Source organism: Rhodanobacter denitrificans, assembly GCF_000230695.2.
Lineage (GTDB): Bacteria > Pseudomonadota > Gammaproteobacteria > Xanthomonadales > Rhodanobacteraceae > Rhodanobacter > Rhodanobacter denitrificans.
In genome coordinates, this window is sequence record NC_020541.1 from 2,139,842 (window position 1) to 2,164,175 (window position 24,334).

A 24,334-nucleotide genomic window follows, 5' to 3' on the forward strand; every position below is an offset into this window, starting at 1 on the left:
TGGCCGTTGGCCGCGCAGGACGTGCGTGCCGATGTGCAGGCGCAAGCCGCCGCGGCGCTGCGGGATGGCACGGCGGCGAAGCAGCGCGTGCTGCAACGGGACCGTGCCGCGCTGACAGAGACGATCTCGACGGCAAACGCAAAGCGAGATGCGCAGCTCCAGGCGATGTATCGGGACCATCTGCCGGCCAACGTCAAGGCCGCCGAGCAGAAGCCTGGCACGCGGATTCTGATGTTCGCCTCGATGTCGATGACCCGTACGGACATGCACGGCATGATGGAGGCGGCCCTTGCCGATCCACGGGTGACGATCGAGTTCATCGGCGGCCCGCGTGACGGTGGCGTCGGTGCGCTGATGCACTGGCTCAATGACATTGCCCAAGGGATGAAAGAAAGGCCGGCGATCGCGATCAATCCGCCGGACTTTGAGAAATACCACGTCGCCGAGGTGCCGTACGCCGTCGTGGTGCGAGATGGCGCGGCCGTTGCCCGGGTGGGCGGCGTCGTTTCGCCGAAGTGGATCGACTCGCAGCTTGCCACCCGTGATGGTGATCTCGGCACCTATGGCCGCATGAGCTCGGTCATCGAGGAGAACATGACGGCCTACCTCGCGGATCGCGTGAAGCACTTCGACTGGTCTGGCTACACACAGCGAGCCGTGGCCGGATTCTGGCGAGGTCTCGCGATGCCCAGCGTTCCGCACGCCTCCACCAGCGAGACCTATCAGATCGACCCGACGATCACGGTGACCCATGACATTCGGACGCCCGACGGCATTGTCCTCGCGCGTGCTGGCCAGAAGGTCAACCCGCTCGACACCGCGCCGATCGCGGAGACGCTGCTGGTGTTCGATGCGTCCGACGCTGACGAGCGCGCTTTCGCCCGCCACCAGGTTCAACTCGCGGCAGGCAAGCCCATTGTTGCGATGAGCACGACTGTGCCGGCTACCGCCGGCGACGGCTGGGCCACCTGGCGCGCATGGCAGGCCGAAGTCGGCACCCACTTGTTCGCCTACCTTCCCGCGATGGCCAAGCGGCTGAACCTGACCGGTTCGCCGTCCATCGTTCGCCAAGAGGGTCGGTTGTTGACCGTGCAGCAGATCGCGCTGCCGAGAAAGGAGGCACCCTGATGTTGTCCCTTCGCCGCCGGCAAGGTGAATCCATTCTGATCGGATCGGACATTGAAGTCCGCGTCGCGGCCGTGCGCGGTGGCGTGGTCTACGTCGACATCCTTGCCCCCTCTCATATCGCGGTGGATCGCAAGGAGGTTCGTCTCGGACTGGCATCGGTCAAGCGCCGTGCCGGCAAGCCCGAGGAGAAAATCCGCCATGGGTAGTCGACTGCTTTCGTTGTTCGCTGGCCTGGCGCTGTTCGCGACGGCCGGCTCAGCGGGCGCTGCAGCGTCCTCAGGCGGCGACGGTGGCGGCCAGGGCCACAGTCACGGTCCCGGCATGGCCGCGCTGGTGTCCGAGCAGTGTCCGAATTGCCTCTATCCGATCACCATCGCTGGTGCTCCGATAGGGAACTCCGCCGGTGTGCCGGCGGGGGCGTACCGTGCGCCGCTCTGCTGGTGCAAACACGTCATGGGCATCCCGATTCCCGGGATTCCCTACGGTGGCTGGGTGCCGGAGCGCCTGATCGAGACCGTGCGGGCGCCCTACGACTCGCCGATTTTCGGTGGGACGCTCGGCGGCGGCTCAGCCGCGACTAGCGCCATGCTCCGAGGCGGCAGCGCGGATGACTCGACGACGGCTATCGAGCAGGGTTTCTCGAACATGCATGTGTTCCGATACCCAGTGGGCGAGATTTACGGTCAGATGCTCGCGGCGGCCTGCCTGTCGAACACGTCTGGCGGCGCTGACCTGGCCTATGTATCCGAAATTGACCCCAGCTGGTCCAAGGATTCCCTGTCGCTGTTCCTGACGCCCGAAGCGGCGGTTTTTGCCACGAAGCCTGCCCAGCTCGCCTGCATGGCTGACGCTGCGGCGTCCAATGTCTATCAGCCGAACGATGCGATGTTCTGGTGCATGGGTTCGTGGGGTTCCTCCTACCCGCAGAACGGTGCCACGGGTCCCACCGATGTACCGCGCCAGGCCGCATTCACGGCCGCGCATGCGATCGCCATGCTCCAGCGCCGGCTGCTGATCAACAAGACGATGGGGCCGGACGCGATATGCAACGCCTATCCGGAACCCATGCTGATCAAGTCGATGTTCAAGCTCGAGCAGCTGTGGCCGGTACCGGAACTGACTGGCGACCACTGGATCGGCCAAGACCCGAATCTATGGGGGGAGTTCCGCTATCGACCCTATGTCGGGGAGGATTTTGTACAGCTAGGATGGCAATTTGTGAACTGTTGCGTTTACTAATAAAGCATTGATGTATATCATGTTTGCGCCTTTTCGCCCCGGCTTATTTGCCGCGACAGCCGTGCTGACAGTCGTGATGGCATCGGTGCCGTCCTTGGGCGCTGCCCAGCAGGTATCAATCGAGCTTCCTGGCTACGGCGCCGGCGGGCCCGCTTCGAGTAGCACGGCGCCTCCGGGCGCCGCGGCGATCTCTGGGCGCGTGCGTGCCACCTTGCCCGTGTACGACGCGAATCGCGGCGTAATCGTGAACGCGGCTGGACGCATCGTCGCGACTACGAGGGAGAATGCGCCGCTGCCCGCGCGCCAGTACGTTGGCAACAGCAGTGCTACGCAGCCCGGCTTCGCCAGTGCTGTAGCGCCGGCGCCGGACGCCGCATGGCAGCCGCGGAGCGGGCCTGAGGTTGTTCTCGCACCTGCCGTCTCCATCGTCGCGGACGATCGCCCAGTGGCTCTGCGGGCCACGTTGATCGGTGGCGCGGGACCGGTCAGTGTTCGGTACGTCGTGCGCGACGGCGTCGGTACCGTGCTGACGCAAGGCCAGCTTGCCTGGTGGCCCGGCGAGGTCGGTGCCAAGACCCTCACCGTGCCCATCTCGGGCGCAGGCACTGCCGGGCAGCTGGTCGTTTCCGTGATTGACCCGCGAGGAGCAACCGTCGCTGGGGACGGTAGCGCCAGGATCGTGATGCGCCATCGGCAGGCGCCGGCGTGGATCAACCGTCCGGGTTGCGCAGCTGGGGACGGTCGGGGATGCCCGGTGCTTCAGGGGCACCCAGCGCCAGTTCCATCTGGTTCTCTGCAAGCGCCCATGCCGGCACCCCGCGGCGATTCTTTGCCGGGGCGGTAGTGCGCTCGGCGGGTGCCAGCTCGAGAACTCGTGCGTGTTGATAGCGGCTCTGCATGAGCTTGGTCGCGGTAGCCGTGAGCGTCGCAATGCGCGCGCGGATCGGCTGCAGTGCGACCTCGGCAGCTTTGACCAAGTCGCCTTCGTCGGGATGTCCGTACGCTCGAAGATCCTTGATGCGCCACCCACCTTTGCGGTTCATCGGAATCGAGCGCGAAAAGACGCCGGTTTGCCCGGCCGCGAGTTGTACCTGTCGGGTCGACCGGCGCTGGGCCAGCGTGATCTGAGCACGCGCAACTCGTTTCCCGCGCGACTGGATATGACGCCACTCGGCGATCGGGACGCGGAGGACGCGACGTTCGCGCAGCGTGACCTTGAGTAGGAGGAAGGTGACCTGAGGGCGCTTGGTCTTGCGTCGAATATCGCGGAGGAGGGCGCGCCGGTCAGCCTTGAACTGCGCCTCGATGGCAAGTAGCTGGTTGTGGCACTCGAGCAGGCGGGTTTGCACCCGCGCCACGTCGTCATCAATGCGCCGGATCAGCGCCCTGCGTTGGGTAGGCGTCATGGGGACGAGTCTGTCACGCAGCACCGAAGTCACCGAGCCACGCGCCGCCCTTTGAAGCCGCCTTGAGTCGCCCGTGGGACATGCTCTGCACGGATAGAGTGAATCCACGAGGGCTCACTATGTTCCTACGAAGCAAGAAGCCACCCTTGGCGGCTGACCGTGTTCTGGCCGCGCGCGCCGAGCGCGGCACGGCACCCGAGCGGATCGTCGATTCCTTTGCCACCTTCGGCGGGCCGGACCAGACGGTCGAGATGGTCGACCCCGAGAGCTACCTGCATCTGCTGAGCGGTCCCATCGACATGCTCCGCCACGAGATCGGTTTGGATGGGCCGACGTTCGACCGCCTCGTCATGCCCATGCTCGTTCGCTACTTGCGCTGGGTGCACCTGTTGCCGGCCAGTGCAAATCATCACCACGCGCGGCTCGGCGGCCTGGCATTGCATGGGCTCGACGTCGCCGCGCTGGCGGCTCGCAACGTGCACAACGCCGTGCTGGATTACGATCCGGTCTATACGCGAGACCTTGAGCTGAAGGCGAATCGCGGCCTGCTGTGGCCCTTGGCCGCGGCCACCGCAGGGTTGCACCACGACCTCGGGAAAGTGCTGATCGACCAGATTGTCACCTGCGCGGCTACGGGTGACGTTTGGAACCCGTTCGTCTGCGACCTGACGTCATGGGCCCGAGAGCATCAGGTGGAGCGGTACGCCATTCGTTGGCGGCCTGGCGATCGGCTACACCGCCACGAGTCCTTCGGCTTGCTCCTCATGGGCGCCATTGCAGGGCCTGATGTGATGGGGGCGCTGTCATCCCTTGGCAGGGACATGCTGGAAGCAATCGTGCTTGCGATCAGTGGCGAGCGCGAAGAAGCCAGCGGCTTGCGCGAGATGGTCCATTTGGCCGATCAGGCTTCATCTCGGTCCGACCGCGACTCGGGGACGGCCTACTGGAGCGAGGGAAGCTCCAATGTTGATCCCGTTATTGGACGCCTGCTGGACGCGGCAATCGCTCTGATCCGCCGGCGGGCATGGAAGTTCAACACGCCAGGTCACCCGGTTTGGGTCACCGGCGACGGCGCGTACCTGGTGTGGCCGCAGGCCTTCAACAGCATGCGCCAGGAGCTTGTCGCCCAGCAGAAGGCGGTTGGTATTCCGAACGACGAAGTGGAAGTAGCCGAAATCTTCGTGCGCGGCCGGGTGGCCAAGGTGCGTGAGCTGAGCAACGGGCAGAAGGAAACGCTTTGGCGACTCCATCTGCCCGGTTCCGAACCTGCGGCCGAAGGTGAAGATGCGGCCTTCGCCGCCCTTCGATCTCGACTCGGCGGGACGACGAAGGCTCTCTTTTTGCCGGACCCGGGCCCCCTGATTCAGGGCTTGCCGGTCAGTGAGGCGACCGACGTACGCATTGCGCGCGACCCGACGCTTCCGGAGGCAGTTGTCCCTGACGAGGATGGGGCACAGGCACCGCCGAGCGGCGAACCCGGACCTGGTGCCGCCGCCGTACCGGAGACGCCGGCGCCAACGGATCAGCCACATGCTGCCGAAGCGCCAAGCGTCCCCCCGTTGGAACAGGGCACGATGTCGGGCGGCAGCGAGGCCGCGCCATCGCAGACAGCCCCATCCGTCGCCGAGGCTGCAGACGAGGCCCCACGGCCCGCGCAGCCGGCGGCTCCTGAGCACTCCCCAGCGCAAGCCGGCCTCCCGCTCGATTCTGTGCCCCAAGCCGAGCACGCCGACGCGCGAACTGCGCTGCAAGGCGCAGGGGCGCTTGGCTCGGTCCTGGAACGCATCGCGGACAAGATTGCGCTGGAGCCAGACAGCTACCCATCCCGCGAGCGTCTGACCATGAAGCAAGGCGTCGTCCTGATTCGATGGCCAGACGCAGTGCGCGGCGAAATCAAGGAAATTCGTGTCCTCGCGGATGAAATTGGTCAGCACCCTGAGTGGCTGGCAACTCGTGTTGCTGGACAGCCGGTAACGCCCCAGGAGAACGGCATAACGACCAGCGTGCGAATCCGGGGCAGTGCGTGGAACGTGGTACCCCTCAACGCGGAGCTTTCCGCGGCCTTCAACCTTTTGGCGCGACGGAATGCGGCGCCGGTACCCCAGGACATGCCATGAGCGAGCCCCTGATTCGGCAGACCTACCTCAACCCATTTCGCCCACATTTCGAGCGCGCAGCTGGCCTCGCGTGGATGGTTGCGGCGGCACTGATGGTTGCGGAGATGTTCCTTCCGCACGCTTCACCGCGCGTGTTGTTCGTCCTGGCTGGTGTGTGCGCTGCCTGTGCGGCACCGTGGATCAGCAAATGGCTTGGCCTGATGTTGATCCGGGACCGGATGAACACGCGCGACGTGACTATCATGCCGATCAGCGAGGCCCGTAAGGAGTTCGATCCCGGCGGCGAACGCATCTGGATCGGGTGGGGATTCCCATGGACGAGCGAGGAGTCGCAGCTGGCGCGGGAAGTCGCCATCAGCGACCCGAGCAAACTGACGCCTGCCGATTCCCCTGAGGCGCCGGGCCAGTCGTGGATGCACGGAATCGGAGCCACGGAGGAGAAGATCTATCTACCTGTCGTGGATGAGCACACGCTGATCATTGCGATGACGCGATGGGGCAAGACGGTCCTATATCGCAGCCTCATTACCCAGGCGATCGCACGCAAGGAGGCCGTATTCGTCATAGACCCGAAGGGTGACAAGGGCCTGCAGGCGGCCTGCGAACAGGCGTGCCGGGACATGGGGAAGAAGCTGCTGGTTTTCCATCCCGGCTTCCCCGCAACGTCCGTGCGGCTGGATCCGCTGAAGAACTTCACGGACTCGTCGGAAGTTGCTTCTCGAATCTCTGGCCTGCTTGGCCACGGCTCGCGTGACAACACATTCACCGCGTTTGCCCACATGCAGCTCGTCAACGTCGTCAACGGCATGCTTCTGGCGGGAAAGCGCCCGACGCTGGTAGCCATCAAGCGCTATATGGACGGGCACCTGGAATCGCTTCTGATTGATGCGATCAAGGCCTACTGCGACCGCGTCCTGGCCCCCGGCTGGGAACGGCATCTGGAGGGCTACAGGCGGAGCGTTCTTGGGCGGCGCAAAAGGCGGCCGGACGAATCCGACGGACCGATGCTGTTGACGCCTGAGGAGGATGCTGCGGCCTACACGGCGTTCTACCGTGAACAGGTTCTTGAGTCGAAAGGTAGCCCCGAGATCGAGGGACTGATCGCGACAGTCGAGCATCCGGCGGAGCATCGCTCGAAGATGCTTACGTCGCTCATGCCGGTCCTTACGAAACTGACGAGCGGAGCCATGGCGAAGCTCATGTCGACGGACGCGACCGACCCCGGCGACGCTCGCCTGATCACAGACACGGCGCGTATCGTGGAGCAGCGCCAGGCGATATACATCGGCCTGAACGCCTTGGGCAACGAGGACGTGGCGAACGCCATCGGTGAGATCCTGATGGCCGACATCGCAGCGGTATGCGGCACGCGATACAACTACGCAAAGGACAAGAAGGTCGTGTCGGTGCTGGTGGACGAAGCCCCCGAGATTTTGAACAACAACCTCATCAAGCTGTTGAACAAGGGCGGCGGCGCTGGCTTCCGGCTCACCCTGGCGACCCAGACGGTTTCCGACATCGTGGCGCGACTTGGCGACAAGGCCACGGCGGAGAAGGTGCTCGGTAACATCGCGAACTTGATCTTCGGCCGCGTCACCGCTGCGGAATCCCAGGAGTACTTCTGCAGTCGCCTTCCACGCGTCCCGATCAAGTCGCTGGGCCTCAGCCGGTCCGTGACCAGCCCTACCAGTGACCCCCTGGACTTTTCGGCATCCCAGGGTGAAACCCTCAGGGTGGAGATGGAGCCCCCGATCGAACCGCCAACGCTGGGTTGTCTGCCGCAGCTGCACTTCTTCGCGCTGCTCGGCTCACGCTTCGTGAAGGGTCGGATCCCCGTCATCGTCGCGGATGCCGCTGAATGAGCGACTCACCACACAGACCCGGTTCGCGCGTTCGTCGAGGAAGTATCGAGGCGCCCGACGAGGTTGCGCGGCGAGTCCTGAAGCGTCGCGGCGTCTGGTCGCAGTATTGCCACTGGTCCTATATCTGGCGCCTGATGCCCACGGTCGCCTACCGGCTCGCCGACTGCCTCACCACCGCCATCCCGGACCGGCAGCGGCGTGGACCTCTGCTTGGCCAGGCCTACGTGGAGGCGGCGCGCGTCATCGAGCGCTGGACGGAGGCTGACAGCACGCGCAGCCTGGTCACCGAGGCGATGGCGGTATTGTGCACCAGGGCAGCCGACGCGGCATCGGTGGTCGTGATGGTGGGCGACCATGAATGGCGTCCTGGAACGGACGGGCCGCTGGGATCGTTCATTCTGGCTGCTCCCGACGCCCACGTGTCGACATATGCACGCGAAGGCGATCTAACCGAGGCCACGGCAGGCATGCACGCGCTCCTGGCAGAGCACGTCTACTGCAGCCAGTGCGAGAGAAGCCTCGGCCGCCGCTACGAAGAACTCTTTGCCCCACTGGAGCCAGTTCGATGAAAGCCGCAAAGCAGCCGGCGCCGTTGGCCGGACAACTCATTATCGCGGCATTCTTCATGGCGCTGCTCCTTCCATTCATCGGCTCGCGTTTCATCAACAGCCAGATCGAGAAAGAACAGCGCCTCGAGATGTCGCTGTACGGCGATGATCAGGGCACGTACGTCAACGCGCGGGCCGATGGGTGGTTTCGGCTTTGGGCCATCCAGTCCGGCTTGATGAACCGCGCAATTCATTCAACCGATGCGAAGACGGCCCCGCCCGCCGCCGCCGTAGCCGGTGCCCCAGGGGCCATCGTCATCCACGACTCGGCCGGGCGCTTCGGCACCATTTCCCCCCAGGCTGGTGGGAGCTCGCCATCGTCGGCTCGCCGCATTTGGTACTGGTGGGTAACCGCCGCCTTTGCGCTTTGCTACTTCGCACTGCTGCGCCTGAGCACGCTGCTGTACTGGATCCCAATGCTCATCCCCCTGTGCATGGCCATCATGACCACGGGCAACACGGTCCGCCGGCTCAAGTGGCACAGTTTCGGCGGCGTAAACCCGTTTCGCTACCGGGCGGGGATTCGGCTGGCGAACTGGATGGCGGGCATTGGCGTCGGCATGTTGTTCATGCCGGGAGCGCTGCCGCCGGTAACGGTGCCGGCTTGCGTGCTGCTGACCTTCGCTGGTATGGCAATGGCAATGGCTAATCGACAGAAACCCAGCTAATGGGTAGCACTGTATGCAGGCACTACGGAAAAGCGCGGAAAGAGTGGGCGCTGATCTGCCCTGCGCGGGGTGCCTGACTTCGTTGCCCACATCGCCGTGCTGCCCGCGCGGGTATAGAGCGGTGTGCGCTTGCTCAGGCGCTGAGCCCACCCAGCCCTGATTCCTTGAGGAAGACGCTCTCTGGAGCGTCCTGCGTTCGGGAGTAGGAAAGCGTCAGGTGGCACCTGGCTCGCGTCATACCCACGTAGCACAGGCGGCGCTCCTCAGCGATGTCGCTGTTGCCGTGCGGCAGCACGCCTTGGCGGACCGCCGGCATCCAGACGCGATCGAACTCCAGTCCCTTGCTTGCGTGCAATGTCAGGAGAGCAACACCGTCGCGCTGGCGCGTGGTCTTGTCCCGTTCGGACCGGCGCGCCGCCTGCTCGATGCGCTGGTAGACGTCCGGGAGCGCGCCCGGCATCCGTGCGATGATCGACAAGATCGCGCGCAAGATCCCAGGGTTGGTGAAGCCGTCGATGCCCGGAGCGATGAACGTGGTGCAGGCTTCGGCGAACTCCGACGGCTGGCGGTTGGTTGCACGGACGATTCGTTCGAACCCTTCGCGCATTTCCTCCCAAGCCTGTACGTGGACGTCGCTGGCGCCGGCGAGCCACGTATTGGATTGCAGCAGTGATGCCATCCTGCCGTTCGCCGCCATCAGGTGCCGCCGAGCGTTCTCGATGACAGAGCTGGGCATGCCGCGTGCGGAGAGTGCGAGGGTCGCGCCGGTCGGGTTCTTGCCCAGGCTGGCGCCGATGAGGCCCCGGACCAGGCCTGGCGCGCCGCCACTCCAGATGCCGCCGTCGACGCCACCGTAGTAGGGGATGCCGTCGGCCACAAGCGCTGTCTCGACGACCCGAAGTACGCTCTTAGTCCGCGCCAGGATCGCCGAGGTTTCCGCCGGCAGGCACGCCGACATGGCATCGCACGCGGCAGCGACCTCGAGGTCGAAGGTCGGGAAGTCCATCCGGTCGACGGACCCGGTGGCCCGGCTGGCGGTCCTGATCGTCTTGGGGACCCGGTTCGTATTGCAGGAGATCAGGCGGGAGGCGTGGGCGACCACGACCGAGGCGCAGCGATAGGTGGTATCGAGGGTAATAGTGCGTGCGCGGGCGACCTGGGCGAAATGCATCATGCCGTCGTAGCCCTTGGCATGGCGAAACCCGTAGATCGCCTGGTCGTCGTCACCCACGCAGGTGACTCTCACGCCATGACGCACGTGGGCAATCACCCAGTCGAGCTGGAGCTTGTCCGCGTCCTGGAACTCATCCACGAGCAGGTCGTTAACCCGCAATGGCGGAAGCGTCCCCGCCTCCATGCCACCAACCGTCAGCTCCATGATGTCGGCGAAGTCCAGCAGCTTCTGGGCGCCGAGTAGCTCTTGGTAGCGCTCGAATGCAAACTGGATGATCTGCGGGTCGCCGGTCGGCGGTGCGAGGTCTCGATTTGCCTTCAGGAACTCGATGCCGCGCTTGACGGCATCGCGTGGGAGCATCGCCTGGCCGAAGCGTTTGGCGGCGAGCTCCCAAGCTTTCATGACCAGAGTGTGTGTCGTCCCTTCGGTTGCAATCGTGAAGGGACGATTGCCACGGCCAGAGATTGCGTCCAGCTGCTGAAGGCACAGGCTGTGAAAGGTGCCTGCGTCGACCCGCGGCATCACCCCTGGCCCGAGTTTGCCGACCAGTCGCTCCTTCAGCTCTTCCGCCGCAGCGCGGGTGAAGGTGACAATCGCGAGACGCGTGTTTTCCGCTTCGGCGAGCAGACGTTCGGCGCGCGCGACCAGCGTATGGGTCTTGCCCGAACCGGGACACGCCACAATGAGGCAATGTCCCGGTTCATCGACGGCGGCCTGCTGGCCGGGGTTCAGGCTCACGCGGTAGCGCTGGCCGAGCCGGTGGCCAGTTCGTCGTGGCCGGACGAGTCGTCGTCCGATGCTTTGCTGCCCTTGGCGCGGCTCGGCCGGCTGGCTGCCTTGGCCTTGGCGCGTTCGGCATCGGCCAGCAACTGCGGGCTGTCGCTGGCCAGCTCCGAGGTGCCAAAGTCGGGCGTCTGCGCTTCCATACCGCCGCGCCCCTCGACCTCGCTGATGATCCTCCCGGCCTGTTCGACTGTCGCGGTGAGCCTCTGGATGTGCTCGTCGGACGCGTCGGGCGAGTCCGTTGCACCTTCGGCACGGCCTTCGGCGGCGGCCTGCCGGGCTGCGTGGCGCGCTTCGATGAGGCGTGCCCGCTCGGCTTCGGCCGCCTGCCTGGCCTTGCGCAGGGAGATGTAGGAACGGGTGTGCAGTTCCCAGATCTCTCGCGCCAGGTAAATGGTGCGCATGCGAACGGCGAAGACGCTGCGCTTGAAGTTGATTTCGTCCATGAAGCCTTCAAGCCACGCACGCGCGTACGTGGTGATCGCGTCGTCGGCCAGCTGCAGCATTTCCATGTAACGGCGCGCCCTGGGCGTGTAGACCTTGACCTCCAGCTCGACCGGGGAGGTGTACTCGCCGCGGTCCAGCGACTTGCCGTTGTCCGCGAGCATCTTGTTGATGCGATTCATCTCGCCGTCCATGTACTCGGCGAAGCGGCGGATCTTGGTATCCAGCGCCGCGTTGACCGCGCGGACGCCGTCGTCGTTGCGCGCCACGATCGGGGCGATCATCTCGGTCTCGAACAGGGCCAGCTGGCACCGCTGGAAGGTTCGGTCGTAGGCGATCTGGATCGGGCGACTCGACAGGACGAGCTTGTCGCGGAAGTAGAACGTGGAATCTCGCGGCTCGAACACGAAGTCGTCGGGCCGGCGGCCGGCGATGGTGGAGCGATTCGTGTCGAAGCGACGCGACGGCATCGCGGGTTCGATGAAGGTGTGGCCGGGTGCCGGCGTGGAGTCCGGACCCTCGTGTGGCACGACTGCGATCTCGTTCATGTTGGCCTTCCCAAGGCGTGGTTGCGGTTGGTCCAGAGTGCGCTGTCACCGACCAACCGCCGGGCCGCCGCCCATGGCTTCAAGCCGCCTTGCGCGGCTCGCGGGGCCAAATCCGCGCGGATCACGTGCCAGAACCCCGGGCACCGACAGTGGCTTGACGCCGGGCCACGGCCGGGAACAAACTGTCAACGCGGTACGGCCGCCGTGACCCGCCCACGTTTGGCGGACTAGCTGTCAGAGTCATATCCCGACTCGCGAGTGTGCTTTCCTCGCGCCTTCCTCCCGAGCTTCCTACCACCGAGAAAGCGCTTCGCCGTGCACTGCATGCACCGCCGAGCGCTTTTCGTCCGCAGCTGCGGACTTCGGTGCCGTGTCCGTTACACGGTCGTTGAGGAGGTCTTGCCCGGTACGCAATGCGTGCTGTGATGCAAGCAGGAGAGTCCGATGGACATCAATACGCACACAATCCAGGGCCGCCTCGCTGCGGTACCGCGGGTTCTGCGCAACGAGCGAGGGGCGATCGCACGACTACGGGTCGTCACCAGCTATCGCTACCAGGACCGCGACAACAACTGGCAGCAGCGCGACACCGGTCACAACGTCATCGTGCGTGGTGATCTCGTCAGCCTGGTGGAGTCCCTGCGAGTCGGCGACGGCATCTTCGTCATCGGCTTTGCGGAAGACCACGAGTACACGGACGCCAGTGGCGTTCAGCGCGTCGAGCGTCAGCTCGTCGCGAAAACCGTCGGGCGCCCCCTGGCGGCGGCACCATCGTCCAAGCGGCCCGCCACCCCTCAGGAGGCGACGCCCCCAACGACGCCAAGCCGCCGCGTGGCCCCATCCGCAGCTCCCGCCAAGGAGGCTGTCCGTCAACCACCCGCTGTCTCGACCGAAGGCGACTGCTTCGATGAGATGGACGAAATTATCAAACGAGGTGCGCAATGAAGGCTTCCCCATCAGTGGTAAACATCTTCACCAAGGAAGGTGAAATCAAGCCCTACAAGTTGCACGCGGCGCGGCTTCCGGAGTTCCTGGAGCGGTTTCCGATCGCCCAAGGCTGGAGGCACGTCCGCGAGGTCGCGGAGGCCTGTTCGCTGGCCCCGCAGCTGGCCGCCATGCATCTGGCGGCGGTCACCGCCGGCAAGAAGCCTGCGGATCTCGGCTTGCCTGCGCTGCCGCAGGGCCTGGTGTTCACTTCGCGGCTGTTCGACCCGAACGGCAACGAGGTTTCATCGGGCTCGGCCACGTCCCCGGCGCTGGATCTCTTCTGCCCTGCAGCCACCGTCCGTAAGGACTATGAGGCGGCAGAAACCGCGGCTTTCCAGCGTCTGCTGGCAAGCGTGGGTATCGGCGGTGAGGTCTTCAATGAGGACGAAGCTCGCACGACGCAGGCCATGGGCTCGCGTCTTGAGCTGGTGACTGCCGCAGACGGCACGGGCCAGCAGGCCACCAGCCCGGCGGAACGGCGGGAACAGACAGCGCAGCGACTCTCGGCCGTGGCCGATTCCATCGTCGGTGCGGTTACCGACGGACTGCCGGATGTCGGTTCGCCTCTCGCGGCCTTGGCTTCGCTCGAGGGCCACTCGGCGGTGCGCGATGCGGGGGCGGAGGAGGCGCCATCGGAAGGTCCGACGTCTGCACCCGTCCCTGTCGAGTCTGGCCAGAAACGGGTTGTGGAGGCCTCGGCCCATCGACCTCGCGTGCAGGCGGCCAACCATGTGGAAGGCCACCGTCCGAGCGATGCTCAATTGCTCGCGGCGATGAACCGCCAGATCGCTGCCCTTTCGAGGCAGCTGGGCGTCAAGTCGAGCCCCGCGAAAACCCTGGAGTTGGCGCGCGAGCGCATGACCGAGTTGCAGGGCCAGCTCACGCGTTGAGTTGGTGCTGTGTTTTTTCCCCTGGAGGGTGTCCACCCCTCCGGGGTGGCGCTCTCCCTTTTTCTTGAGGAGAGCAAGATGGAACCCTTGGTACTTCGCCCAACTGGCGTCCTGCAATACGAGCGGTGTGGTGAGGCCTGGCGGCTTGGCCACCAGCTGAAGATCCGCAGTACCGGCGTCGGCCACGCGCTGGCGATGGGAAAGGCGGGCCACAAGGGCATGCTGCCCTTCGTGACTGCACACGCGATGGGAGAGTCGGTTGACCCTGTTCCGTTGTTCAACGCCGCGTGGCAGGAACAGCTGGACACCCAGATCGTCCGCTTCACGAAGCATTCCGCGGAAGAACTGGGCGCGATCGGCCGCAAGCTCATGGAGGAGTTCCCCGCGGTATGGCGCTCCACCAACCTGACCGCCACAGTGGGTCGGGGCACGGTACTGGTCGAGAACCGGCTGCGCCTCACGATCGAACCCGGCCTGATCCTGTCAGGCGAGCCAGACATCGTGGCCCATCGCACGGGCGACGCGGACGGCGGGCTTCACATCCCGGATGCCAAGTTCGTCTCCGGCACATCATTCGACGGCTTCGCCAAGACCAGCGATCAGCTGACGGCCTATCAGCTCCTTGTGCGGTTCAACGCAGACAAGCTGGGTTTGGACAGTCGATCGGTGGTCGGCCTCGGCTTCATCGAGGGCGTCAAGAACAAGTCGCCGTCGTGGAAAGTGCAGATGGCCGGGGCACGTGACGATCGCGCGCTCGGTGCCTACGTGGAGAAGTTGAAGATGACCGCGGCCCTGATCCGCAAAGGGTATTTCCCGAAGCGGTCAGGTGCAGCGTTTGAAAGCCCCTGCAGCGAATGCGATTTCCGCAGACTCTGCCTCGAAGGGGACGCCGAGGGCTACTCCTCCCCGTATGGGGATGTGCTGGCCCTGGTCCACGGCGAGATCGAGCCGCGCCCGGAGGTCGTGGAGGAAACCGTGCCGGCGATCGCTGTCGCGGCGTGACGGACCAAACCCAAAGGGTTCAGCTACCTCGCAAGGTGGCTGAGTCCTTTGGGCGAGGAGGAGGCCAGCATGCTGGCCAATGATGGAAGTAGCGGCCATGCCGGCGACACCTTCGGGTGTTGCCGGCACGTGCCGATCTGTAGTGCCAGCGCCATGCCCCCACGTGAGCCACCTCGACGAGGCGTTTCACGTGAGGCCATGGAAGGCAGCCGGTTGTTCGAGGCAGTTTGCCTCCAACCGCTACCGGAGCGTTTCCGGTCTTTCAAGGAACCAATTTCACCATGGCAAAGTTCATCGTGAGGTATTCGCTTGCCTACGATCACGTCGTGAGAGTGGGCATCGAGGCGAGTTGCGCGGAAGAGGCCTGTGCGATGGCCCAAGCGCTCTCGGACTCCGGCACTCTTTGGGACGACACACCTGCCGTTCCGATGCTGGAGGACGCCTACAGGGAGCGGGAGGACAACGTCCTGATCTTCAGCGCCGAGGCCGTGAAGGGTGATGACTACCCAAACGCCGACGGTACCGTGCGCCAGGTCAGGGAAGTCGCGGCCTATCGCCGCGTGGCGGAGTTGTTCCTGCAGGCTTATCGCGGGGGCGAGGAAGCGGGCGGTTCGGTCGACTGGAGCGATCTCGATGCCGCCTGGGAAGTCGCCGTCAAGGCGGGCCTGCCGGCCACGAGCGGATCAAGTTGATTCTCGCAGCAGCGCTGGCCGTCCCCCGAGGACGCGCCGGCTCGCTGGCGAGCCTGACCCACTCCCTTCGGCCGTGTGCTGGTGCGAAGGAGTTCTTAGCTGCGGTCGGTTCCGTTCTCGGTGCCGTGCACCGAGCGCTACAGGAGCGATGCCGGCATTTTCCGTGGCGATGGTCGCTGGGGCACATGGGCCCATGCGGCTGAGGAGGAGGCAATGCATATAGTCCTGAACAAGAAAGGCAAGGGGGACAAGACGCTTTGGTGTTCGGTGTCCGTGGGTGCGACGTCGGTCGAAGTTCGAAGCGGGTCCTCGAAGACGGGGCTGGCGCCGAAGATGCGGCTTACCAGCGATGGCACCAAGATGTCCGCGGGGACGGTCGGCGTGTGGGGGGAACACCTCGTCGAGAGGAAGCGTCAGGCGGGCTTCGCGCTGCAAAGGCAGGATGACTCGTTTCATCTGGAGTTCCTGGATCCATCTTTGATGGTGGTCCGGTTTCACAGCGACGTGGCGTATCAGTTCGCCAACGCATGCCGCCGGGCTGGAATCGCGCGGTGGGAGGCCGATAACGGACGAGGAGGTTCTATCGGGGTCCGGCAGGACGGCGACGGGCGGTTCCTTCTCCTGTACGACGTTGAGTCGGATGGCTGGCTCGAAACCTTCGGGCCGAACACCACGAAGGCATTTCCGCCCAATGGCGCGGTGACCAATGCTGTGATGGGACTGGTCGCCATCGGAGCAGCTGAGGTTGTCGCGTTCCCAGGCTTCCGTGGCGGAGCGGATTGGGACGCTCCTGTGCCAAAGGCGGTCAAGGTCGACATCCACGACGATGCTTCGGCGGCGGTGCTCGATAGCGCGGTTCTCCGCTATGCCAGGACGGCCATTCGGCACGCGGACGTGCTGGCCTTGCGTTCGCAGAGGCCCGACCCGCTGGCGGTTCATGTCGGCATTAGTAGGGCGATGATGTTGTAGGCATTGCAGGGGGTGGCTTAACGCCGCCCCCTGTGGGCTCCAGACGTACCAGGCGCTGCCACACGATGCGGTGCGACCCCAATCCCTGTACTTCGCCGGCGGCTGCCGGCAATCAGCGAGGTTTGACTCCAGCGTCCCGAGGAAGCTGGCGTGAGGCCTTGCGCCCCAACTACTTGTTCCATCCGGTAGCAGACGTTCGCCCGTCGGCGGATCGCCCATGCGGCGGCGATCGCGCCGGGTTCGCCGTGCCGCCGCTGCCCGGCTGAAAGCCCCGGCGGCGGCCCAGCGGTCAGGTCTTCATCGCGCAGCATAGGCGCTACGGTGCCACGAGCTCGCGGTGCCTCTCCGACTGGCCTCAGCAGGACCTACCGACGATGCACATCGCGAAACCCTTCGGACGCATGGCAACAGCAGGCGTGGCCTGCGCTGCCGTGTTCATCGGCGCCGTCACCCCGACGCTCCACGCCCAATCAACGGGCAGTAGCCCGTCCTGGGCCTCCCCCATCGACGACGTCACGGGACGACAGACCATTGCTGTCCCTGTGCAGCCCGCCGCGCCCAGCATCGCGATGTCCCGCACGACCGTGATGAATGCACGCCAGGCGCTGGTGGGAGCGCCACCGCTGCCCCGTTCGGCGTCGGTCACCCCTGCTCAGACGGTTCCCCTCGGGCGTGCGGTCACGACGCGCCCGCAGCCCGAGCCGCCGATCGCGGAGCAGTGGTCATCTGGCCGCGACCTGACGCTGCATGCCGTCGTTTACAGCTGGGCCCATCGCGCCGGCTGGCGCGTGCTGTGGCGAGCGAGCAGCGATCGGCGAATCGAGGCACCCCTCACGTTCGACGGCTCGTTCCAGGCGGCCCTGCGCGGCGTCTTTGGCCTGTACGCCAAGACCAGCAATCCGCTTCGCGTCGACACCTATCCCGATCAGCGCCCGCCCCTCGTGGTGGTGTCGGAGGACCGCTAAATGACCCAGGAGTTGTCTGCCATGTCCAGGAAGCTACTTGCCGCAGCGATCTCGGCGATCGTTCTCGGTCTGGCCGGGTGCGCCAATCCGGTCAAGCAGTCCATGCGGCAAGTCGACCAGATCGACCGTGACGCAAGCACCCAGATCTCGAGCATGCGCTCGACGTCGAATGACCAGTCGGTCTATGCCACCCACGATGGCCAGTGGGTTGACCCGAACCCCATTGCGCTCGATGCAAGCCGCACCGCGCCGCAGCTGTCCTGCAACGAGAACTTCAACCCGCATCGGCTGATTGGCCTGCAGGAGTTCGCGCAGATCATCAGCCGCGACTGCAACATCCCCGTCCAGGTGACGCCCGATGCCCTCGCGCATCTCAGCGACGCCCCCAGCACACCCGGCGCGGGCACAGCTCCGGTTCCCGCGTCCCAGTACGGCGCCTCTGGCGTCACGCTCCCCGGTGTTCGCGGTGCGGGTATCGACGCCATGGGTATCGAGACGCCGCAGCGGTCCATCGACCTCAAGTACTCGGGGCCGCTTTCCGGGCTCCTCGATGCGGCGACCTCGCAGCTGGGCCTGGGTTGGAAAGTGCAGGAAGGGCAGGTGGTGATTTTCTACACCGAGTCGCGCACGTTCCGCTTCAACATGATTCCGACCTCGACGACGATGAATACCACCGTCGAGGCCGGCACCACCACGTCGGCCGGCATCAGCGGGTCGGGCGGCGGTGGGAGTGGCGGTGGCAGCACCGGCGGGGTGTCCGGCAAGTCGGGCACGAATCAGTCCACCGACGTCACTCTCAAGAACGACCCGCGCAGCGACTTCGAGACCACCATCAAGTCGATGCTCTCCAAGAACGGACGCATGGGCCCGCTGACCGCTACCGGCACGATCACGGTGACCGATACGCCGGAGGTACTGGACGCCATCGCCTCCTACATCCACGCCCAGAACGCCATTCTGACCAAGCAGGTGCTGTTCAACGTGAAGGTCATCAGCGTCACGCTGACCAAGACCGACAACTACGGGATCAACTGGGGCCTGGTCTTCAAGGACGTCGCCGGCAAGTACGGCTTCAACCTCGCCAACACGTTCGCCGCGAATCCGGACTCCGTGACGGGGGCAATCAGCATCCTGCAATCGGCCACCGGCCATACCGCGCAGTTCGCCGGTTCGCAGGCCGTCATCAGCGCGCTGGCAGAGCAGGGGAAGGTGGGCGTGGTTACCTCGCCGTCGGCGACGACGCTGAACATGCAACCCGTGATCGTGCAGGTGGCCCACCAGACGAGCTACCTGGCCAGCTCGCAAACCAGCAATGTCGCCTCGGTCGGCAGCAGTACGGCGTTGCAGCCCGGGCTTATCACGTCGGGCTTCAATATGGACCTGGTGCCTGACGTACTGGAGGACGGGAAGACGATCCTCCTCCAGTACAACATGTCGCTGTCTTCGGACCCGACGCTGCGGACGGTCACCAGTGGCAATTCCTCGGTCGAGCTGCCGACCATGGACGCCAAGGTCCTCAGCCACAAGGTGCGTCTGCGCAGCGGCGAGACGCTGATTCTTTCCGGGTTCGAACAGACCAGCAACAACGGTACCCGCCAGGGCATCGGTTCGCCGTCCTTCTGGATCCTCGGCGGCGGCATGCGCCGTGCTGACCAGCGGGTGGTGCTGGTCGTGATGATCACTCCCATCGTGACCGACTGAGGACATGCCGATGCGCTCGACGCTAATCATGCTCGGCCTGTTGTCCCTGCCGCTGTTCGCGGCCGCCCAGGACGCACCGAAGCAAACCCTGTCCGCCATCCAGAGCGACACGGCGCTGTTGAAGGCGCAGGCCGCGAACAATGCCGCGAAGCGACTGGCTCAAGGCCTGCCGGCCGAGGCGGCGGCAACCGCCGCCGGTACTCCTGCGGCGGGGCCTGGCGCGCAACCTCTGCCGTTTGCTGACGTCGCATCGGACGCGCCGGTGGTGCTTGGCGTGTTCGGACCGACCGGCCATACCTATGCCCGTATCCGCATGCCCGATGGCACCACTGTGAGTGCCACGCCTGGCTTGCTTCCTGGCGGACGGTGGCGGCTGCTCGACCTGACCAGTGGCGTCCGCCTTGTGCGAGTGAGGTCGAAGTGATGGCGGCAGCACGCGACTTGGCGGGGAAACCCATCGGCGGCGAGGCTTCGCGCAACGACAAGACGCTCGTGCGCGTTACCGTCGGCTCCCTGGCCTATGTGTCCGGGTTGCACTGGGAGAGGGTGGGTGCCTCGCATGGCGCCCTTCGGGTGGTGCGCGACCGCGGCGTGCGGCTGGGCTTCCGTGCTGCCGCGATCTATCGCACCGACTCGGTGACCCAGGGCGGCTTTGCCAGAGTGGACGAGACGGCCACGGGTGCGTGCCGGTCGCTGGCCATGGCGGCGATCATGGTCGCTGGCGCCGATGCCGTCATTGGTCTCCGGGTACGCGAGGGTCTGTACGCACTCACTGCGGTTCGCGCTGGCGTCATCGTGTCCGGCTCGGACATGGCAGGTGCCCTGGACGACGTCCGGGCAGAATTCGCGCAGCTCGTGGAGGATGCGCTGGCGCAGGGCAAGCCATACGGGCGGGTGATTGCGCCGCCGGAGCTTGCCGACAACGCCGAGGACGTTGATGTCCTGAAGGCGATAGGGTCGCTCAAGAAGCCGCCCGAGCCGCTGGTATCCCTGACGAAGGCTGGCGTACCGGGCAGGGCCAAGCTGGTTTTGCTGGCCGTGGCGGTGGTGATCGCGGCGGCTGTCGGTGGCGCGCTGCACATCCATTCGGTACACGAGGCGCAGGCCGCGGCCGCTCGCGCCGCCGAGGCTGCCAAAGCAGCCGCCGAGCAGCTGGCCGCGATGAAGAAGGCGCAGACGCCGCCACCCGATCCGTGGTCTACCTCGCCAACGGCGCCTGCACTCGAGGCCAGCTGCAGCGAGCAACTGGCCAAGCTTCCGATCGCGGTCGGCGGTTGGCTGCTGGCCGGCGCCGAGTGCGGATACGGCCACATGAGCGCGACGTACAGCCGGCAGGACTCGGCAACCGTGGCCGATCTGATCGACGCCTTCAAGGCGACCCTGGGCCTCACGCCAAATATCAACGCCGACGGAAACAGCGCCGGCATCACGGTGGGCTTTGACGCGCCGCCCAAGTCGGACGAGAAGCTCGAGGACAGTGTCACCGCAACCACTGTGTTCGTGAGCCATTTCCAGGCGCTTGGCTTGTCTGTGCCGCTGACGCCCGTCCCGCCCCCGGTCGGTCCTGATCCCAAGAATCCACTACCGCCGCCGCCGTGGAAGACGTTCACGTTCCAAATCAATGCCACCCCGATCACGGCGACCCGGACCGAACATCATCCGAGTCTTCTCCTGTCCGGCCTTGACCTTCGCGGGCTGCGCGTCGATTCCATCGCCGTCGCACGCTCGGATCAAACGCCGTTCCTGACGTGGACCGTCGGAGGCCACCTCTATGCGCGTTAAGACCTGCGCCGTGCTCGGCCTGATGCTCGCCATCCCATGCGCCATCGTGATGGCCCAGGAGGCGCCGAGTGCACCACCCGTCATCACGCTTGGCCAGCTCGCCGACGTCACTGCCGACCTGGTGATTGACTCCGCACAAGCCGACCTTGCGGAGGCCCAGCGGGCGGCCGGCTCGCGAATCGAGGAGACCGGCAACACCGGCCACAGCTCGCCGTCGGTGGCCGCGCGCCCCGATGCTCCGTCCATCGACGACGTCGCGCACGTTGGCGCCATGGTCTACGTGACCCTGCATTACGGCGACGGCTCGGTCAGCAGCGTGCCGGCCGGGCAGCTTCTTCCCGGTGGCTACCGGGTCGAGGCGACCAACGTAGGCGCGCAGGTCGTCGACGACGGCTCCGGCCTCGTACTCAGCCGGTCTGGCAATCCCCCCTCAACGCGTGCGCCGGGACCGGCTGATGTGCCGACTTTCCCTGCGATGAACTCGCGGCCGATGCCGATCGCTCCCCCGGTGGCGACGCCGCCGCCGCCCATGCCGGCGCCCGGTCCCGGAATCCATTGATGAGCGCTCAGCTCCACACCATCGCTACGGACGCCCCAGCGCCGGCCCCGCAGAATCGGGACGCCGGCGTGGACGTCACCAGAGTCCTGGAGGACTTCCCGCGCATTCTTTCGAATGAGCCCGGCCCCCTGCGACTCGATGATCCCCTGCAAAGGGAGGTCATGTGCCTCTGCGGCAAGGTAGACAGCAATGTCGCCGTGCTCCTGGTGTCGTCGACGCACTACCAGCAGGGGACCGATGACCGATTCACCGAATACCGTTCCCTCGCACGCAGCCAGGGCGTTGCGGCGCGCGTCATCCAGACCACCGTCAGCCAGATCGCTTCGAAGTACGCGGGCGAGGACAGCGCTGCGGCGTCGAAGCTGGTGGACTCGCACGAAAAGGCGCGCGTGCTGGCGTACATCCGGCAGGCCGCGGCGCGCAATGCCTCGGATCTCAAGTTCCAGATCGTCGGCGACTTCTGCAGTGTGCGGTTGAAGGTCCACGGCCGCTCGCGTTCGATCGGCGAGCTGTCGGCCGAGGAGGGCTACCGGCTGATCCGCAGCCTCTACAACTCGATGGTCACGCAGGGACAGGGCGACCTGAACCCTAGGGCGATGCAGGACGGCCAGCTACGGCCAGAGTACGCAAAGCTCTGCGGCCTGACCGGATCCCGTATTGCCACGCGTCCAGCGAAAGACGATGGCCTCCTGGTGACCTTCCGCCTGCTCTACGCCAGCAATCGCAATGGCAAGTCGCTCACCTCGCTCGGCTATACCCCTGACCAGCTCGAATTGCTGGACGGCATGCTGCGCCGCAAGTACGGAATCAACCTGTTCACCGGTGTGACGGGCAGTGGCAAGAGCACCAGTTTGGTTGCTTGCATGCAGAAGCTGCTTCGCGACCACCATCAGGAGCTGGACCTCATCACCATCGAGGATCCGGTCGAGTACGACATCGAGGGCGCCGGTTCGCTCCAGACGCCCATGCTCTACGACATCCACGACCCGGTGGCGCGGGCGAAAGCGTGGGGCGATGCCCTGCGGAACTGCCTGCGCCATGCGCCGAATGTGCTGATGCCCGGTGAGCTGCGCGACGGCGACGGCGCAGTAACGGCCTTCAACATTGCCCTTTCCGGCCACCAGGTCTGGTCGACCTTGCACACGTTCGACGTCTTCTCAGCGATCCAGCGTTTGATCGAAATGGGTGTGGACGCGAGCCTGGTCACCAACCCGGCGCTCCTTACCGGCGTGATCAACCAGAGCCTGGTCCGCACGCTTTGCCCGCACTGCAAGGTGCCGCTGGCGGAGCACCGCGACCGACTCGAACCTCATCTGCTGGCGCAGGTAGACCGCTTGGCTCACGGCCACGAGATCTTCATCGCCGGTCCGGGCTGCCGGCACTGCGAATTCGGCGTCGGCGACCGCGAAGTCGCGGCCGAGGTGCTGGTTCCCAACGCCGAACTCATGCAGGTCTACCAGAAGGAGGGAATGCTCGCCGCCCGCATCCACTGGGTGACCCGCCTCGGCGGCGTGACGCGGCTGGCCCATGCATTACAGAAAATGCGTGCCGGCATCGTCGATCCGCTGCACATCGAGCAGGACGTTGACCCCTTGGATACGGATTTCGTCACGCTGGGAGTGTGGCCATGATGTCGCTGCGAGACATCTTCGAGGCCGTCGATCGGGCGCGCATTCGCTTCGAGTTCGGTATGGACGGCCGAATCGACTTCTATGAGCAGATTAGCCAGCTCTATGGCAATGGCATTCAGCTTGAAGAGGCGCTGAAGCGTATCCAACTCGTTGCGAGCGGTGGCAAGCCGAAGTCCAGCAATGCCTTGGCCGTCATCGCACAGGACTGCATTGCCGGCATCGGTGCCGGCTTGCCGTTCTCCGACGTCATGCGTCGGTGGATCACCGAGGATGAGGCGTCGATTATTGCCGCCGGCGAGGAAACGGGTGATCTGCTTGGCGCGCTGGAGCGTTGCGTGGAGAGCTCCAGCCGGCGTAAGGCGCTGATTGCCGGCGTCACCCAGCCGCTGGCATTGCCACTGCTGCTGGTATTCATCGAGTTCGGTCTGCTTGGCTTCATCGCGTTCTACTTCGCGCCGCAGCTTCTCGCGCTGGCACCGATCGAGCGCTTCAAAGGTCAGACACTGCAGCTGCTCCAGCTTGCGGTCTTCGTGCAGAACTGGTGGTGGGCCATCCTCATCCCGCTTGTCGTGTTCGTGATCGCTTTCGTCGTCTCGCTGCCGCGGTGGCGCGGCCGGTCTCGCGACTGGGATGCCATCAGCGCGGCCGTGGAACACGATCCCACCTACCGCCTCGCAAAACCGTTTCGGTCGCTGGTGGACAAGTACGTTCCGCCGTACGCGATCTACCGCATTTACGTCGCCTCCGTCTTCCTCGACAACGTGGCACAGATGCAGGGCCAGGGCATCCCGCTGCCGCGCGTGCTGGCCACCGTCTCGAAGTTTGCTTCGCCATGGCTGCAGGAACGCGTCGAGGACACCCTTTGGGGCGTGAACCGCGGTCTTCCTCTGGGCGATGCGTTGGACGCCGCCGGCCATGAGTTTCCGGATGCGGGATCCATCGCGTTCATTCGCGTCCTCGAATCCAGCGATGCGACGGGCCAGGCGCTACAGCGTTTCACCTCGCGCTGGATGCTGCAGAACACCCGCAAGGTTAGCCAGATTGCGATGTGGCTCCGCCTCATCGTGTTCCTGGCCTTTGGCTTGACGCTCACGCTGTTCTTTGGGGCGGTGTACGGCGTCAGCCAGATGGGCAAGAGCTGAGGGGGGAGGGCGGACCATGACCACGTAGCCATTAGGC

Annotated in this window: 22 protein-coding genes; 19 read left to right on the forward strand and 3 right to left on the reverse strand. The window is 65.3% G+C overall.

Annotated features, from left to right (window positions below; translation table 11 throughout):
• The first annotated feature begins 6 nt into the window (after positions 1 to 6).
• From R2APBS1_RS09745 to R2APBS1_RS09755, 3 genes are read left to right on the forward strand one after another with little or no spacing between them, the layout of a single operon-like run.
• The gene (locus tag R2APBS1_RS09745; RefSeq protein WP_157769731.1) at positions 7 to 1,128 is read left to right on the forward strand and encodes a TrbC family F-type conjugative pilus assembly protein; all 1,122 of its coding nucleotides are present in this window, start codon (positions 7 to 9) and stop codon (positions 1,126 to 1,128) included.
• The gene (locus tag R2APBS1_RS20090) at positions 1,128 to 1,334 is read left to right on the forward strand and encodes a carbon storage regulator (RefSeq protein WP_015447841.1); all 207 of its coding nucleotides are present in this window, start codon (positions 1,128 to 1,130) and stop codon (positions 1,332 to 1,334) included. The genes R2APBS1_RS09745 and R2APBS1_RS20090 overlap by 1 nt, the downstream gene beginning before the upstream one ends.
• Entirely contained in the window at positions 1,327 to 2,367 is a 1,041-nt protein-coding gene (locus R2APBS1_RS09755) for a TraU family protein (RefSeq protein ID WP_015447842.1), read from the forward strand. Before R2APBS1_RS20090 ends, R2APBS1_RS09755 begins: the two co-directional genes overlap by 8 nt.
• Before the next feature lie 710 nt (positions 2,368 to 3,077).
• Here R2APBS1_RS09755 and R2APBS1_RS09760 read toward each other — a convergent pair.
• Positions 3,078 to 3,773, reverse strand: a complete 696-nt coding sequence (locus tag R2APBS1_RS09760) for a hypothetical protein (protein WP_015447844.1) — start codon at positions 3,771 to 3,773, stop codon at positions 3,078 to 3,080.
• Positions 3,774 to 3,919: 146 nt separating this feature from the next.
• Here R2APBS1_RS09760 and mobH point away from each other — a divergent pair, with 146 nt between their 5' ends.
• From mobH to R2APBS1_RS09780, 4 genes are read left to right on the forward strand one after another with little or no spacing between them, the layout of a single operon-like run.
• Positions 3,920 to 5,890, forward strand: a complete 1,971-nt coding sequence (gene mobH, locus R2APBS1_RS09765) for a MobH family relaxase (RefSeq protein ID WP_157769732.1) — start codon at positions 3,920 to 3,922, stop codon at positions 5,888 to 5,890.
• Positions 5,887 to 7,752, forward strand: coding sequence for a conjugative transfer system coupling protein TraD (traD, locus tag R2APBS1_RS09770; RefSeq protein ID WP_015447846.1), 1,866 nt, complete (start codon positions 5,887 to 5,889; stop codon positions 7,750 to 7,752). The genes mobH and traD overlap by 4 nt, the downstream gene beginning before the upstream one ends.
• On the forward strand, positions 7,749 to 8,321 hold the full coding sequence (locus R2APBS1_RS20095; protein WP_015447847.1) for a hypothetical protein: 573 nt from the start codon (positions 7,749 to 7,751) through the stop codon (positions 8,319 to 8,321). Before traD ends, R2APBS1_RS20095 begins: the two co-directional genes overlap by 4 nt.
• Positions 8,318 to 9,028, forward strand: a complete 711-nt coding sequence (locus tag R2APBS1_RS09780; protein WP_015447848.1) for an IncC plasmid conjugative DNA transfer DtrJ family protein — start codon at positions 8,318 to 8,320, stop codon at positions 9,026 to 9,028. The genes R2APBS1_RS20095 and R2APBS1_RS09780 overlap by 4 nt, the downstream gene beginning before the upstream one ends.
• 133 nt (positions 9,029 to 9,161) lie before the next feature.
• On the opposite strand, the gene R2APBS1_RS09785 is transcribed toward R2APBS1_RS09780, so the two are convergent.
• Together R2APBS1_RS09785 and R2APBS1_RS09790 are read right to left on the reverse strand one after the other, a co-directional pair.
• Positions 9,162 to 10,940 carry an ATP-dependent helicase gene (locus tag R2APBS1_RS09785; RefSeq protein WP_015447849.1) on the reverse strand — a complete coding sequence of 593 codons (1,779 nt, stop codon included), beginning with the start codon at positions 10,938 to 10,940 and terminating at the stop codon, positions 9,162 to 9,164.
• Positions 10,937 to 11,977, reverse strand: coding sequence for a hypothetical protein (locus R2APBS1_RS09790; protein WP_015447850.1), 1,041 nt, complete (start codon positions 11,975 to 11,977; stop codon positions 10,937 to 10,939). The genes R2APBS1_RS09785 and R2APBS1_RS09790 overlap by 4 nt, the downstream gene beginning before the upstream one ends.
• A 444-nt stretch (positions 11,978 to 12,421) precedes the next feature.
• Here R2APBS1_RS09790 and R2APBS1_RS09795 point away from each other — a divergent pair, with 444 nt between their 5' ends.
• From R2APBS1_RS09795 to R2APBS1_RS09855, 12 genes are all read left to right on the forward strand, one after another.
• Positions 12,422 to 12,922, forward strand: coding sequence for a single-stranded DNA-binding protein (locus tag R2APBS1_RS09795; RefSeq protein WP_015447851.1), 501 nt, complete (start codon positions 12,422 to 12,424; stop codon positions 12,920 to 12,922).
• Entirely contained in the window at positions 12,919 to 13,854 is a 936-nt protein-coding gene (locus R2APBS1_RS09800) for a hypothetical protein (protein WP_015447852.1), read from the forward strand. The genes R2APBS1_RS09795 and R2APBS1_RS09800 overlap by 4 nt, the downstream gene beginning before the upstream one ends.
• A gap of 78 nt (positions 13,855 to 13,932) precedes the next feature.
• Positions 13,933 to 14,856, forward strand: a complete 924-nt coding sequence (locus tag R2APBS1_RS09805; RefSeq protein ID WP_015447853.1) for a PD-(D/E)XK nuclease family protein — start codon at positions 13,933 to 13,935, stop codon at positions 14,854 to 14,856.
• A gap of 281 nt (positions 14,857 to 15,137) precedes the next feature.
• Complete coding sequence (locus R2APBS1_RS09810) at positions 15,138 to 15,548, forward strand: hypothetical protein (protein ID WP_015447854.1); 411 nt, start codon at positions 15,138 to 15,140, stop codon at positions 15,546 to 15,548.
• A gap of 213 nt (positions 15,549 to 15,761) precedes the next feature.
• On the forward strand, positions 15,762 to 16,517 hold the full coding sequence (locus R2APBS1_RS09820; RefSeq protein ID WP_015447855.1) for a hypothetical protein: 756 nt from the start codon (positions 15,762 to 15,764) through the stop codon (positions 16,515 to 16,517).
• A 374-nt stretch (positions 16,518 to 16,891) separates the two neighbouring features.
• Positions 16,892 to 17,482 (forward strand): TcpQ domain-containing protein, encoded by a 591-nt coding sequence (locus tag R2APBS1_RS19350; protein ID WP_015447856.1) that lies wholly within the window; start codon positions 16,892 to 16,894, stop codon positions 17,480 to 17,482.
• Positions 17,483 to 19,183: a PilN family type IVB pilus formation outer membrane protein gene (gene pilN / locus R2APBS1_RS09830; RefSeq protein ID WP_081602813.1), complete on the forward strand. Its 1,701-nt coding sequence runs from the start codon at positions 17,483 to 17,485 to the stop codon at positions 19,181 to 19,183.
• Positions 19,184 to 19,193: 10 nt separating this feature from the next.
• The gene (pilP, locus tag R2APBS1_RS09835; RefSeq protein WP_015447858.1) at positions 19,194 to 19,607 is read left to right on the forward strand and encodes a type IV pilus biogenesis protein PilP; all 414 of its coding nucleotides are present in this window, start codon (positions 19,194 to 19,196) and stop codon (positions 19,605 to 19,607) included.
• Positions 19,607 to 20,965, forward strand: a complete 1,359-nt coding sequence (gene pilO2 / locus R2APBS1_RS09840) for a type 4b pilus protein PilO2 (protein ID WP_015447859.1) — start codon at positions 19,607 to 19,609, stop codon at positions 20,963 to 20,965. The genes pilP and pilO2 overlap by 1 nt, the downstream gene beginning before the upstream one ends.
• Entirely contained in the window at positions 20,955 to 21,524 is a 570-nt protein-coding gene (locus R2APBS1_RS09845; RefSeq protein WP_015447860.1) for a type IV pilus biogenesis protein, read from the forward strand. Before pilO2 ends, R2APBS1_RS09845 begins: the two co-directional genes overlap by 11 nt.
• On the forward strand, positions 21,524 to 23,155 hold the full coding sequence (locus R2APBS1_RS09850; RefSeq protein ID WP_015447861.1) for a GspE/PulE family protein: 1,632 nt from the start codon (positions 21,524 to 21,526) through the stop codon (positions 23,153 to 23,155). Before R2APBS1_RS09845 ends, R2APBS1_RS09850 begins: the two co-directional genes overlap by 1 nt.
• Positions 23,152 to 24,297 carry a type II secretion system F family protein gene (locus R2APBS1_RS09855; RefSeq protein ID WP_015447862.1) on the forward strand — a complete coding sequence of 382 codons (1,146 nt, stop codon included), beginning with the start codon at positions 23,152 to 23,154 and terminating at the stop codon, positions 24,295 to 24,297. The genes R2APBS1_RS09850 and R2APBS1_RS09855 overlap by 4 nt, the downstream gene beginning before the upstream one ends.
• Positions 24,298 to 24,334: the final 37 nt, after the last annotated feature.